Source organism: Coprothermobacter platensis DSM 11748 (genome assembly GCF_000378005.1).
GTDB classification, from domain to species: Bacteria; Coprothermobacterota; Coprothermobacteria; order Coprothermobacterales; family Coprothermobacteraceae; genus Coprothermobacter; species Coprothermobacter platensis.
This window is the reverse complement of the sequence record NZ_KB899040.1, coordinates 114914-128379: the sequence shown is the minus strand read 5'-3', so window position 1 is coordinate 128379 and position 13466 is coordinate 114914. Positions and strand designations below refer to the sequence as shown.

Sequence of the window (13466 nt, the reverse complement as noted above, 5' to 3'; positions counted from 1 at the left end):
ATGCAATGGTTAGTTGGTTTACTTGGTTTGTGGTACCTTTTGGCGCCATTTATCATTAAGGCATCATCTGGTGCAATGTGGAACGGAATCATAGTGGGTATAGTTGTAGCTATTTGTGCCTATATGTTCCCTGCTGAAAAATCTTGGCAGAAATGGTTAGGTGTAATACTTGGCCTATGGGCACTGGTTACAGCGTTCTTCTGGACCACGGGTTCCGCGTACATGTGGAACAATGTCATCGTTGGTATTTTGATTGCTATCGCAGGATTCGCTGCTTTGGGCGGATCAAATAAGTAAAACAGTCTTTATCCTTGCTTACATTCGGCAAGAAGGAGCCTTCTTAGGAAGGCTCCTTCTTCTTTAGTAGACTTCATTTACGTATTTCACGCTTAAAATAAGTATTGTCTGCAATGCATAAGAACAATCGAACTATTAAAAATAGCAAGTACGACAATATAAAGACAAGCGAGGGATTATCATATGAGAGCTGAAAATAATCTTAAAATAGGAATTGGTTTTGCCACAGGCAGAAAGAGTTTTAGAAAAGTTCTTCGGTCCTACATATATAATTTTCAGGAATCCGGCCTAACTGATCGTGATAACATACGTTTGAGTTTATTGGTAGCCTATGATTTGTCTTATTCCGATACAAAACCTGAAGATTATAAAAATATTAGCAAAGATGTTCTAAACCTCATAGACGAAACGCATTTCATTGGCGATTCCACTATAGCAAGCGAAATGGCTAAGCTGGTGGATAAAAACGTTGTAACTGAAGATGAAGCAAAGCTCATTTTTTGGAATAGTTACGCAGGAAAACGCAACCGGATTCTATACACGGCAATAAAGAACAACGTAGATTATCTGCTGTTCCTCGACGACGATGAATACCCCATGGCTGTAACTAATACCCGTTCATTGGCTGTGTGGAGCGGGCAACAAGTCCTAAGGACCCACTTAAAGTACATAAAGGATGCAGATATAACTAACGGTTATCATTGCGGCTACATATCTCCTATTCCCTACATAGAATTCAACAATGTGCTAACAGAAGATGACTTTCGTATGTTCATAGAAGCGATAAGCAATGACATTGTTAATTGGGAAAACATACGCAAGGTCATGAGTAACGGTGGAGTGACTTACGCTGATACTGACGTACTCACACACGACGTAGCCTACCCTGTAGAGGAAGTTAACCACGCGAAATTCATCACAGGCGGGAATCTGTGCATCAACTTAGACAATATAGAAAAGATAAGACCTTTTTATAATCCGCCTGGAGCTCGAGGAGAAGACACGTTTCTTAGTACATGTCTAAGCGATCACGTAGTACTGAGAGTCCCTTGTTATACATTCCACGATGGTTTTTCTACCTACAGGCACCTGATGGACGGTGTTCTCCCAACATCTCTTAAATATGTCAAGGCAGACTCGCCACAAATTATTGACCGCTTCTACAAAGCATGTATCGGTTGGATCAGGTATAAACCACTGTTTCTCTACATTACTGATAGAGAGCACTATGACACCAAAATTCAAGATATGCGCGTGAAACTTAGCAAAACGCTTCCCAAGGTCTGCTCTTATTTTCATAATGAAGCGTTCTTAAATGTTTCTGTGGAATTAGAACGTTACAACAGAAACGTCAAGAGGCATTACCAACAGTTTGTAAAAGCGCAAGATGTATGGAAACGCATTTGCTATTTCTTACAGGACAATAAAAAAAGCTAACTTGTAGACATTCTTGTAACGTATTGTATAAAGAAGGCTCCCTTGAAAGGGAGCCTTCTTTCTTATAAAAGTTATGTCTATTACTTACATTAAGCCTTTCCTGCAGAGCCAGTCATCCTCATTCTGTCTCGGACAACTTCTGTCACGCATTCTTTTGCTTCTTCAAAGTACTTCCTTGGGTCAAACTCCTTTGGATTCTCCGTAAGATGCTTTCTAAGTCCGGCAACGAACGCGATCCTTAAATCGGTATCCGTATTGATCTTGTTTATGCCACGTTTTACTGCTTCTTGAAGCACTTCATCGGGAACACCCTTTGCCCCGGATAAATCAGCGCCATATTTTTCGGCTAATTCAACCCATTTTGCAGGCACACCACTCGCACCATGGAGTACCAATGGAAGTTGGGTAAGTTCTTTCACCTTGGAGATACGATCATAATCTATTCTCGCTTCGCCTTTAAACTTGAAAGCCCCATGGCTTGTTCCCACAGCAGGAGCCAAGAAATCGACCTGTGTTTCAGTAACAAACTGCTTGGCCTCATTGGGATCCACAAGCACGGATTCAGAACTGGACACATTATCTTCAATACCCATAAGTTTTCCAAGTTCAGCTTCTACTGCCACATTTGCTGCATGGGCTATTTCCACAACCTGGCGTGTAATTCTAATATTCTCCTCCAGCGGCTTATCAGAAGCATCGATCATAACAGATGTAAAACCAGCTTTTATTGCAGCCATTATGTGTTTAAGATCATGCCCGTGGTCCAGATGCAATGAAACAGGTACCGGAACAGCGTCGGCATATCTTCTTACCATGTCTACCAATACAAAGGCACCCTTTTCTACATCACCGTCACCGGCATACTTTAAAGCGCCTTCAGATGCTTCGATTATGGCTGGGGAGTTTTCCATGACAGCAGCCTTAACGATCGCCTGTATGAATTCCAAGTCATTAACGTTGAACGCTGCTACACCGTACCCCTCATTATTAGCTTTGCTCAATATGTCTTTCGTTTTTGCGTATGGCAATCAAATCAACCTCCTATCTAAAATGATATTCATCTGTTAACTTTGTTCCCTTTTCTACTCCATTTTACTCATCAATTTGGCAAAGACCAGTGTATCTTTTGTTAAATTCTCAATCTTTGCGTATTCGTCAGGCTGGTGAGCGAGCTCATCAATGGTAGCCCAAACAACGGATGGTATACCGACCCTACGAAGTGGCGCTGCGCATGTTCCTCCGCCAATGCCGCCCACCTTAGGCTCTATACCGCGTGTCTCCTTAACAACCTCTGCCATCTTCTTCACTAATGGATGATTAGGATCTGTCGGTGCTGGAGCGTCACTACGCTGCATAATCTCCACTTCAATCCTGACCTTGTATTCATACTCGTAATAACTTCTAAGCTCATCAATAACTTTGAGTATGTCGTCGAGGTTTTCATCGGGAAGAATTCTCAAATCCATATAGAAGATATCAGAACCAGGTATGGTATTGATGTTTTCTACATTGGCTTCTTTCTTGGTTATTTCGAATGTGCTAAACGGTGGCTCAAATAGCTGATCTCGGTCGCTGAAATTATCGTGAAGCGCCTCGTCCACAGCTAAAGCGAACATCATACCAACCTTGTGTGCATTGATACCGCTGTTAGGCATGGACGCGTGAGTTTGCTTACCTAATACTTTGAACTTCAACCACATCATGGACTTTTCTGCTACTTCGATAAACGAACCCTGGCTGTCTCCAGAATCTGGCACTACAGCCATGTCAGTAGACTTAAAAATCCCTTGGTCAATAAGGTAGATAATACCGTAGTCAGAACCTGTTTCCTCATCGGCCACAAATGCCAACCCAATGTTCACTTTTGGTTTTATACCTGATTCAATTAATGCCTTAACGGCAAATAGACTGGTGATAACGGCCTGACCGTTGTCTTCAGCACCCCTTCCATAAATCTTTCCATTTTCCACATGAGCAGTGAATGGGTCATGTGACCACAAACTGGGGTCTCCTGCAGGCACTGTATCCAAGTGACCGATAAACCATAATGTTCTACTGGTATCTTCACCAGGTAGAACTGCAAGTAAATTCGGTCTTCCTTCTGGCACCAATGGGTCAGGTGCTGTTACAATCTGTGTATTCAAGCCCAACTCCTTTAAGATAGGCTCAAAAAACCTCACACGATCCCATTCACTCTGGCCCTCGCCAGAGCGCACGTTGACCGCTTTAATACTTACAAGCTTGCATAACATGTCCACCATCTGCTGTTCATAACTGTTCACCAATTCTTCTAACTTGTCCATATGATTCACACCTCCTTGTAAACTCTTACAAACAAACTACTTTCTTCTTGAAGCAACGAATAACCAGTTTCCTTCTCAAAATCAATCAGGGTTTTTACGATGCCTTCATCGGTTAAAACAAGAATATCATCGTAGTCACCAGCATTTGCTAAGTTAAGTTTTTCAGGTACATCAATGTATTGAGCATCGAAATGCGCTTTCAGATCGCCAAGCACATTGTTGAGGTCATCGGGTTTTACAACCATTTCTCTAACGACTTTCCACAGCTTTCTTCGGATAAGTTTATCCCACATTTCCTTGCTTTTCTTTCCTTTGCTTTGCAAAAGTCCAATAAGCGATGGTTCATCAAAGAAAACGAAGTTGTCATCATCCATGTAGTCTTCTATTAGTCCCTCTTTCAGGGCTTCTCTCATCATCAGTTGCATCATAAGTTCAGCCGCTCGACTCGTTTTGTGGTAGTAAACGTTCTTGTACATGAGAAAACGTCCTACACTAAGGCCATAAATGTTATCTACAACCTTGCTTCTAAATACAAGCTTACCATCAATGAGCATGGCATTGCCTGTTAATCGGAAAATGTCAACCGTGTTAAATGCACTAACGCCGGTGAAATAAGCATCACGCGCGATGAAGTCTAACCGGTCGGCACCCATGGGACCATCCACTATGCGATTTCTGTAATCATCATCAACCATGGCATTGGCAGTCTCATCCAGCGCCCAATGTATGTAAGCTTCTACATTTTGGAAACCATATTGCCTTGCTTCCTCCTCGAGGCCAGAAATGATTTTGTCTGAACAATAGTCCAGCACATCTCTCTCCATGGTTCTTATAAGGCGTATCCCCATCTTCTCATGGTTAAAACAGTAGGGTTTCCCTCTTACTGCGTCTTCAAAGCAATGGCTGAATGGTCCATGTCCTAAATCATGTAGAAGTGCACAAAGCGATGTTATTAACGCATCACTGGCATTGAGCTCCAGTGCCTCTGCATAACGTTTAGCCACGTACATGGTTCCCAGCGAATGGGAAAAGCGCGTATGGACAGCAGAAGGATAAACAAACGGAGCACCAGCAAGCTGAGTTATACGTCTGAGCCGTTGAAAAGCAACATGGTCCACCAAAGCAGCTTCCAAATAATTAAGTTTTATGTCCCCGTAAAGAGGGTCTCTGATAACTTTTGCCACCAGTGACTTCACAAATTCAATTATATTATGCTTTATGGCTTAAACTGTGTTTGAGGTGATGCATGTATGGATCCTACAAGAAGGGTATGGGGTTTACTTTCGTCCATGGATCGGTTGCAGGGCACAACAGGCCTTATAGAAGCAGCAGAGTTAATCGCTGAAACAGCACAAAATCTGGGTATGAACGTGGTCACACATTATTATTCTTACGATGGCGAAGAAACAGTCATGGGCATGACCATGCCCATGGGTTGGGAAGTAAAACACGGCATTTGCGAGCTAAAAGCGCCACAAGGCAGCGAAGTGCTCTCTTCTACGGAAGAACACTTGCTGGCCGTAGTTCCGTATTCACCTGCTGGGGATGTGGAAGGAGTTTTAGTGTGTCCCAACGAAGATTGGTCAAATGTAAATGGGAAAATAGCTTTCACTTCTGAAGAACCATTGGTTGCGCTCTATAAGGCTTCCAATGAAGGCGCTATTGGAGTTTTGTGGTACCAAGACCGTGACGTAGATGTTTATACATACAGAGGTCTCTTTTTACTAAAAAGTCACATTGAAGAGCTGAAGGCAATCCCTGTTATGCAAGTAAAACCAAGCATAGCTAAACGCCTCAAAAAGTGTTTGAGAAATAGTGAACTGCAAGTACACCTCAGTGTTGATAGCCTTTTCAAGGTAGAGCGCATGCCTGTCGTGGAAGCCCGAATAGATACCGGAAGTCAGCGCAACATCGTACTAACGGCTCATTATTGCCATGTAGGTCCTGGTTCCGACGACAATGCTTCAGGAAGTGCGGGCCTAATACATGTCGCTCAAAAATTACTGAAAAATAAGCCAACCGGCATAAATGTGATTTTTCTTTGGGTACCAGAGCATTACGGAACAGTCCAATGGCTTGAGAAAGATGCTCAGATGCCCATAGAAGCTAATATAAACTTGGACATGATAGCTGCTTCTCAAATACTGAGTGGAAGCGTTATAAACCTAAACCATGACCCATGGGCATTGCTACACCCAGTTGATGCTTACCTTTGGTATTACCTTTCCCGTCTTTGCGAAAATGGGCAAAACATGTTGAAAATGAGAGAAGAAGAGTACGGCTTAGGCTCAGATCATGCCCCGTTTACATTGAAGGGCATACCCGGCGTAATGCCAATCACATGGCCAGATACTTACTATCATTCTTCTGGCGATTATTTGGACAAAACAGATTGGAACGTATTTGAAACCATAACAGAAGCCGTAGCTTCCACCATAAAGGCTTTGGATCAGCCACAACCACATATCGTGCAGGGTTGGGCACAACACTTCTATGGCAAGCAACTGGCTGAAAACCCATCTGGTGCAGATGTTTTAGCGTATTTCTTGAATAAACGTTTAAGCACAAACATAGAAAATACATGGCAGCCTACAACAAAACCAGAACCTTTTAAGGCTGTGATGCCTATGCAGAGTAGAGCCATAGAGACGTTCCTAAGAGCACGGAGCTTTAAGGAAAAACAGCCCGCATTAGATGTCCTATTGGCACAGACCATCATATTGAGCAGGTTTATGGGGATGGCAGATATAGAGGCTGTACTTAAGGCAGAGTCAGGCTCCTTCGACGAAAATGTATATGAGGACGCTGTAAAAACTTTCTTAGAACCTGAAAATAGCTAAAAAATAAAAGACTACTGCTCTGCTTTCTTTTCAAAAGTGCCAGTACTGCCACACTCAGGGCACTTCTTGGGCTTGCATTTACCTTCTTTTTCGTACCCGCATACACTGCATTTCCATACGGCCATATACCTATTTACCTCCTTATAGCAAAGGTTCTTGAATAAGACATATTTTAATCCATAATAGCAACCTCAAGATTGCTAAAATATAGCATAAGTACCATGCGCGGTGTTTATGTAAATACGTTGGCCGTTCTCTTAGGTTCTGTAGGAGGTTTGTTGTTCATAAAACCTTTACAGCGCTATCGCAGTGTCATATCGGACTCTGTAGGCGTGTTGGTTCTCGCCTTAGGTATATATGGAATAAAGGATATGAACAATGCCAGCATCGTTTTAATTTCCCTACTTATGGGTGGGGTCATTGGAACAGCATTAGATATTGAAGGAAGGATAGGACACCTAACAGATAGGTTGCAAAAGCGATTCCAAGGTCAAAAACTTACTGAAGGTTTTGTATCAGCTACAACATTATTTGTTGTAGGCCCGATGACCATTATTGGTAGCATAAATGCGGGGCTACTTAATGACTACAGCGTACTTTTTCTCAAATCTGTAATGGACGGATTTTCAGCAGCGGCTCTCACAGCTACATATGGTATTGGAGTACTATTGAGCTCATTGTCTGTACTTATCGTGCAAGGTGCTATTGCATTATTCAGTGCGCACTTAGCTTTTTTAAAGCTGCCCATGTATCTGAATGACTTCTCCGCCGTAGGTAATCTCATGGTAGCAATGATAGGCATACGAATGCTGGGGTTTAAGGAGATAAAAGTGGGAAATTATCTTCCTTCATTGTTAGTGCAGATCTTTTTAACATGGCTGACCAATACTTTGTTATAATAGATTAAGCATTATGAGCTCTGAAAAACCTAAGCAGCAAAAAAATAAGAAAAACAAATCCAAGCAATCCAAAGGGATGCAACTTTGGGCTAAAATTGTGATAGTAGTATTGGTTATTGTAGCGTTTTTCTTTGTGTCTTATGCTCATCTTGTTCCCCTCTTGTTTTCTTCCGCAAATCATGTGCTCTCGAACTACGCACTCAATTTAAAAGTGCTCAGTGATGTTGAGACCAGTGATGACGAGAAAAGTTATGTAAATGTCAATGCCAGCGACAAGTGCTTTGATGCCTCTTATGCATTACAGCGTGATAACACCAGAAGTTGGTTGCTCTTGCAAGGTGGTTTACCTTCGGAGCTTGGAGTCAAATACGCCCTTTCGAGCTTTGAAAAAACAGCTACAGGAGAAAGTTGGACACCCGTTTCTATGACGTTCTCTACATTGAGAACCAGTGCAGACTTCAATGTATGCGCATTCACTAACAGTAATGGAGAGTTAATAGATACCCTGCTCACAGCGACTTCTGCTGCTAAAGTAGCAACGTTTTTCGGCGTAGTGGAAGAATCAGGCGGCTCGGATGAAGTTATATTGAATGCTCCACCCCGTGTGAGTTTTAATATACCGTCCGTTGTGACGACAACACTTTCTTTCACCGTAACCGCTACCGATGGTCCGTATTCCAAACCTACAAAAATAAATATCTCTATACTTACGCCCCAAGCCGATGGAACATACACTGAAAAAGATCTTTACACAACGCCTGAAAATGAAAGTTATAGTGAACCAGTGACAGTAACTGCAACGTTAAATCCAGGAAAATACGTAGTTCAAATAGCTGCATCCGATAACATGTACAATGTAAATACGGTTTCAAAGAACATTCAAGTCAAGTAATGATAACCATTGATGCACATATGCACTCTATTTGGTCCCCAGATGGCCATGAAGAGCTTGTTAATATCTTTTCTACCGCTCAAGAAAAACAGCTACATTATATTGCTATTACTGATCACATTGATTTAGAAGACCCTGATGGGTCAGAAGGTGTTTCCGATGTGAATTCATATATTGCAGACATCAGCAGCTCACGCAGAAACGTCGCACGCATGCAGGTCCTAACAGGAATAGAGGCTGGTGTAAACAAAGATAACTTAAAAATGACAGAAGAGAAACTCTCCGCATATTCCTTTGACACAATTATTCTCTCCGTTCACAACTTGGGTAAGGTCTCTGTGGCAAAAGTACCCGAAGGAACAGATTATGACGATTTCCTAAAACAGTATCTTGAGGAAGTCCTCTACTGCGTTGAAATGATGAATCAATATCAGATACTGGGACATCTCGATTATCCAGCTCGCTACCTACCGCTTACTTTGGATAGCTACAAGAAACATGAAGCGCTCGTAGGCAACATACTGGAAATACTTATAAAGCGTGGCAAAGCATTGGAACTAAACACTGCCAAACTTGATGTAGAAAAACATTTTCAGATAATGTCATGGATTGTAAAAGCATATGTCGATAAGGGTGGCACAATGGTTTCTGTTGGCAGCGATGCACATCGCACAGAAGCGATAATGAGGAACTATGACAAGGCAGAACAAATATTGAAGAAAAACGACATCGGTAATGTTGTCATATTCCGCAACACAGTTCCATTTTTCGAACCAATAGTAGAGTCAACCGCTTTTACCTTATAGCAAAAACCGTTAGTGTTTTGCGTCGTTCGTTTCTTTTTTCTGCCTGTGGCTTTCATAGTATGAAATAAACGATTCTGGGCTTAAAAACACTTCATCATAATGTAACTGATGGCATAACTGCGTTATGTAAGGCGGTTCCAAATAAGCTGCTGATAAGACATCTTCCTGTGAAAAAACATCCTTGGCAGAGCCATCCAGAAGGAGTTTTCCTTTATTTAAAACAATAACGCGCTCAAAACATTCACCCACAAAATCCATATCATGGGTTATTGTGATTACAAGTTTTCCGGCAGAAACCAAGAGACGGACAATATCTTTTACCCTTGTCTTGCCCCAACAATCTTGAGCGATTGTTGGCTCATCAAATATGACAATATCCGTATTCATGGAGAGGATAGATGCAATGCTAATGAGTTTCCTCTCAGATAAACTCAAATCATAAGGATTTTCTTGGCTTTTTTCAGTCAGTGACACGATTTCAAGCGCTCTAAGAGCGTTCTCTCTTGCTTCATCCACAGACTGCCCAATATTCAAAGGGCCGAACATAACCTCATCAAGAACCTTGTTCTTAAATATCTGATCGTTGGGATTTTGAAAAACCAAACCTACAGTCTTAGCGAGTTTGGCAGCTGTAGTATCTTTCGTATTAATACCTTTGATAAAAACATCGCCAACCTTCGGTTTTAGCAGACCTTTTAATAATTTCACCAACGTGGTTTTCCCTGAACCATTTTGCCCGATAATGGCAACGCTACCTTTCTGCAAGGAGAAACTGATATTCTGTAAGACGAAGTTATTTTCACTGTAGGCAAAGCTGACATTTTTAACATCTACCAGGTTCATAAACTAAATAACCTCCGTGCCTCATCTATCGTAACTGGATATAATCCTGTTGTTTCGTCTTTAACGTTGAGTTTTTTTGCAATGGTCGTAAATACGGGTGGTTCTACACCAAAATTCTCTAAGTCTTCACGTGAAAATAGTTTTTGCGGACTATCAAAGTCAATCATTTTCCCTTCGCTAATCAGCATTACTTTGTCAGCATACTGAGCTATTTTTTCCATCTTTTGCTCGACCATCACGATAGTGACACCTTCTTTACTGAGACGCTGTACAGCCTTAAACACTTCCTCAGATCCTTGTGGGTCCAATTGAGACGTTGGTTCATCCAAAACGATAACCGTAGGTTTCATTGCGATGATACCGGCTATGGCTAACCGCTGCATTTGGCCACCCGAAAGCTCAAAAGGATTTCTATCTTTAAAATCGTAAAGGCCAAGGAGATCCAAGACGTAGTCGATTCTCTTCACCATCTCAACTCGGTCCATACCCAAATTTTCCAGCCCAAACGCTATTTCTTCATAAACAGTGAGCTTAGCTGCTGTAATCTGTGTAAACGGATTCTGGAACACAATACCAATATGACGTGCCATTTCCCCAATAGAACTGTTAAGTACCTCAACACCATCCACTACAACTTTTCCACCATAAGCACCTTTGTAGAAATGTGGGACCAATCCCACTAACGCTTCGCAAAGCGTAGACTTACCTGCAAGATTCTTTCCTACAATGCCGACGAACTGGCCCTCATCCACACTGAAACTGATGCTGTCCAAGGCCAGCTTGCTGGTGTTTGGATACCTGTATTTTAGATTCTCCACCACAATTGTCTTCTTCACAACCAAACGATCCTCACTATGATGCTTATGAGAAGCAGAATTCCAAGCACCCACTCCAGTATTTTATCCAATAGGGTCATTTCCGTATCAAAAAGAAAGGTTTTCTTACCAATGGCGCTGAACCCCCTGACTTCCAATGCCATAGCTCTCTCTCTGGTCTCCAGTAACGAGCTCATTACTACTGGTCCTATGAGCGGTACGAATGCTTTCAAACGTGTCCATAAGTTACCTTCCGTTTCCAATCCGCGTGAACGTTGAGCGTCCATTATACTGCCTACTTCGGACATCATCTGCGGAATAATTTGCAAAGCAGAGCTAAGAACATAGCCGAACCGTGGTGATAATCCTCGCTTCACCAAAGACTGAATTAAATCAGACGGCCTTGTTGTCAATACCAACAGAGCAAATGCCAGCAGTACATCCAAAACACGTATGCACAGCGTCCAGGCATATAATAGTCCTTCTTTGTAAAACGTCAGCCCATCTATGGTAAATGCAGGCGTTCTATTCGATTGCATGAATAAACCCTGAATGATTACTATAGATATGAGAATGAGAAAACTAAAACCTAAAAGCGGTAAAACCTTCTTAAAAACCTTTCCGTAAAGTAGGAGTAAACAGCTAATGAGAATAAACGTTAGGCCAACCACTCTATAAGGAAGAATCAAAAAAGGCAGCAGTATGGAAAGCAATATGTACAGAAGCTTGACCATAGGGTCAAGCTTCTGTAGGAAGGTGTTCGTTTCAACATAAAGACTTAATGCACGAGCCATTGTTCTCTTACTATTCTTTCTTTTAGCACCTAATCAAGTCTTTCCAATGTTTCTTCTCCCTCGTACATCTGTATTAGGCGTTTTGGCAAGCTAACAAAGATTACGAACGCTATAACAACCGTGGCTACTTTATCTGGAATATCTACAACAATTTCATCAAAGAAAGAAGAAAGCCAAACAGGGATGTTATGAGCAATGCAATAGGCATAAAGTGCGTCGCCCCACACGTTACCTGTCTGTCCGCCCCAAAACATAACGTTCAGAGGAGTGGAAACCAATGCTGAAACAATAGCTACAACCAGACCAACCACAATGGCTCTCCATAGTGTAGTAATACGTCCACGATAAGCCATAATGCCCACCACTAAGCCAATGGCAATACTGGTTAGCGCATAAACGAAAGAAATAGGATCCATAGTGAGCCCATAAATGATATTGTTTATAGCACCAGAAACAGCACCCACAATGGGACCAGAAAGCATACTTGCGATAATCGTTCCAATAGAATCCAGCCATAAAGGCAGCTTTAATAGCTGGGCAAACAGTTTACCTACATAATTGATCCCCACCGCCGCAGGTATGAGTACTAAAACAGGCGTTGAAAAACTTAATGACCACATACTCTTCTTTCCCATCTCTCCACCTCCAAATGTTCTCTTAGTCACATTATAATGTGATCAATTGTGTTTATCTATACCTTTCTAAGCACATACTGCCTTATGGCCCAGGCTACACCAGCATCATTATTACCTTTCGTGACAGCTTTTGCCATACGTTTTAATTCCTCTACTGCATTCCCCATAGCTACAGGCATACCTACCAAAGACATAAGATCCATATCGTTGTAAGCATCACCCAAAAACATGATTTCTTCAGGCTTAACGTTGAAATGCTGGCATAGATAGTTTAATGCTTCCCCTTTTCCCACCTTAGGGCCAAAAAACTCGTAAAATGCTTCATTTTGCCTCGTCAACGACTTTATTACACTGCATTCTTTTTCACAATCCATTGCATCTATAACATGCAAAATCTTATCTTCGTCGCCCAATAGCGCTACTTCAGCCACCTCAGAATCGATGAAATCCATAACATTGTCCACTTTTTGCAAGCGTGCTTCATTGTGCTTAAGGTAGCTTTCAAAGGGACCTACATAATCGTTATCCACAACCATGTCTTTGTCATCAAAAAAGTCCTTATAAAGGATATAAAACACATCTTGAGAGCGGCTAAGATCAATAATCTTCTTAGCAATTCTTCCAGATAAACCGACTTTTCTCAATATCTCACCAGAATAAGGCCTAAATATGAACGCTCCATTCTGGAGTACAACAGGTACATCCAAATGCAGTGTGTCGATGATCGTTTTTGTGGAACCGTAATTTCTGCCTGTAACCAACGTCACTACTACACCACTTGCCAATGCCTCTTTTATGGCATCTACGTTTTCCTCAGGCAATGTTTTATCATCGCGGACTAAGGTCCCGTCGATATCGATAAGAACAAGCTTTATCAAAGGTCTCACCTCAGTTCCATTGTATCA

At 41.8% G+C, this 13466-nt stretch carries 15 protein-coding genes; 6 read left to right on the top strand and 9 right to left on the bottom strand.

Going from position 1 to position 13466, the window contains the following annotated elements:
* A complete protein-coding gene (locus D890_RS0100640; protein WP_018962597.1) occupies window positions 1-297 on the top strand; it encodes an SPW repeat domain-containing protein in 297 nt (98 codons plus the stop codon).
* Between the two features lie 183 nt (window positions 298-480).
* Complete coding sequence (locus tag D890_RS0100635; RefSeq protein WP_018962596.1) at window positions 481-1734, top strand: hypothetical protein; 1254 nt, start codon at window positions 481-483, stop codon at window positions 1732-1734.
* A gap of 89 nt (window positions 1735-1823) precedes the next feature.
* Here the strand turns inward: D890_RS0100635 and fba are convergent, their stop codons facing one another.
* Genes fba through D890_RS0100620 form a run of 3 tightly spaced genes read right to left on the bottom strand, consistent with a single transcriptional unit; the run spans window position 1824 to window position 5233 of the window.
* A complete protein-coding gene (gene fba / locus D890_RS0100630; protein ID WP_018962595.1) occupies window positions 1824-2762 on the bottom strand; it encodes a class II fructose-1,6-bisphosphate aldolase in 939 nt (312 codons plus the stop codon).
* A 54-nt stretch (window positions 2763-2816) separates the two neighbouring features.
* Entirely contained in the window at window positions 2817-4037 is a 1221-nt protein-coding gene (locus D890_RS0100625) for a M20 family metallo-hydrolase (protein WP_018962594.1), read from the bottom strand.
* Between the two features lie 5 nt (window positions 4038-4042).
* Complete coding sequence (locus tag D890_RS0100620; protein WP_026291266.1) at window positions 4043-5233, bottom strand: HD domain-containing protein; 1191 nt, start codon at window positions 5231-5233, stop codon at window positions 4043-4045.
* A 54-nt stretch (window positions 5234-5287) separates the two neighbouring features.
* On the opposite strand from D890_RS0100620, the gene D890_RS0100615 reads away from it, so the two are divergent.
* The gene (locus D890_RS0100615; RefSeq protein ID WP_018962592.1) at window positions 5288-6877 is read left to right on the top strand and encodes a DUF4910 domain-containing protein; all 1590 of its coding nucleotides are present in this window, start codon (window positions 5288-5290) and stop codon (window positions 6875-6877) included.
* An 11-nt stretch (window positions 6878-6888) separates the two neighbouring features.
* Here the strand turns inward: D890_RS0100615 and D890_RS0100610 are convergent, their stop codons facing one another.
* The gene (locus D890_RS0100610) at window positions 6889-7002 is read right to left on the bottom strand and encodes an RCKP-type rubredoxin-like domain-containing protein (protein WP_018962591.1); all 114 of its coding nucleotides are present in this window, start codon (window positions 7000-7002) and stop codon (window positions 6889-6891) included.
* Between the two features lie 96 nt (window positions 7003-7098).
* On the opposite strand from D890_RS0100610, the gene D890_RS0100605 reads away from it, so the two are divergent.
* The 3 genes from D890_RS0100605 to D890_RS0100595 are packed head-to-tail and all read left to right on the top strand — an operon-like array spanning window position 7099 to window position 9474.
* Entirely contained in the window at window positions 7099-7776 is a 678-nt protein-coding gene (locus D890_RS0100605) for a DUF554 domain-containing protein (protein WP_018962590.1), read from the top strand.
* A gap of 13 nt (window positions 7777-7789) precedes the next feature.
* Window positions 7790-8668 carry a hypothetical protein gene (locus tag D890_RS0100600; protein WP_018962589.1) on the top strand — a complete coding sequence of 293 codons (879 nt, stop codon included), beginning with the start codon at window positions 7790-7792 and terminating at the stop codon, window positions 8666-8668.
* Window positions 8668-9474: a histidinol-phosphatase HisJ family protein gene (locus D890_RS0100595; protein ID WP_018962588.1), complete on the top strand. Its 807-nt coding sequence runs from the start codon at window positions 8668-8670 to the stop codon at window positions 9472-9474. Before D890_RS0100600 ends, D890_RS0100595 begins: the two co-directional genes overlap by 1 nt.
* 9 nt (window positions 9475-9483) lie before the next feature.
* Here the strand turns inward: D890_RS0100595 and D890_RS0100590 are convergent, their stop codons facing one another.
* From D890_RS0100590 to D890_RS0100570, 5 genes are read right to left on the bottom strand one after another with little or no spacing between them, the layout of a single operon-like run.
* A complete protein-coding gene (locus tag D890_RS0100590) occupies window positions 9484-10317 on the bottom strand; it encodes an energy-coupling factor ABC transporter ATP-binding protein (protein WP_018962587.1) in 834 nt (277 codons plus the stop codon).
* On the bottom strand, window positions 10314-11153 hold the full coding sequence (locus tag D890_RS0100585) for an energy-coupling factor ABC transporter ATP-binding protein (protein ID WP_018962586.1): 840 nt from the start codon (window positions 11151-11153) through the stop codon (window positions 10314-10316). The genes D890_RS0100590 and D890_RS0100585 overlap by 4 nt, the downstream gene beginning before the upstream one ends.
* Window positions 11150-11926: an energy-coupling factor transporter transmembrane component T family protein gene (locus tag D890_RS0100580; protein ID WP_018962585.1), complete on the bottom strand. Its 777-nt coding sequence runs from the start codon at window positions 11924-11926 to the stop codon at window positions 11150-11152. The genes D890_RS0100585 and D890_RS0100580 overlap by 4 nt, the downstream gene beginning before the upstream one ends.
* A gap of 29 nt (window positions 11927-11955) precedes the next feature.
* The gene (locus D890_RS0100575) at window positions 11956-12561 is read right to left on the bottom strand and encodes an ECF transporter S component (protein WP_018962584.1); all 606 of its coding nucleotides are present in this window, start codon (window positions 12559-12561) and stop codon (window positions 11956-11958) included.
* Between the two features lie 56 nt (window positions 12562-12617).
* Window positions 12618-13448 carry an HAD family hydrolase gene (locus D890_RS0100570; protein WP_245533110.1) on the bottom strand — a complete coding sequence of 277 codons (831 nt, stop codon included), beginning with the start codon at window positions 13446-13448 and terminating at the stop codon, window positions 12618-12620.
* Window positions 13449-13466: the final 18 nt, after the last annotated feature.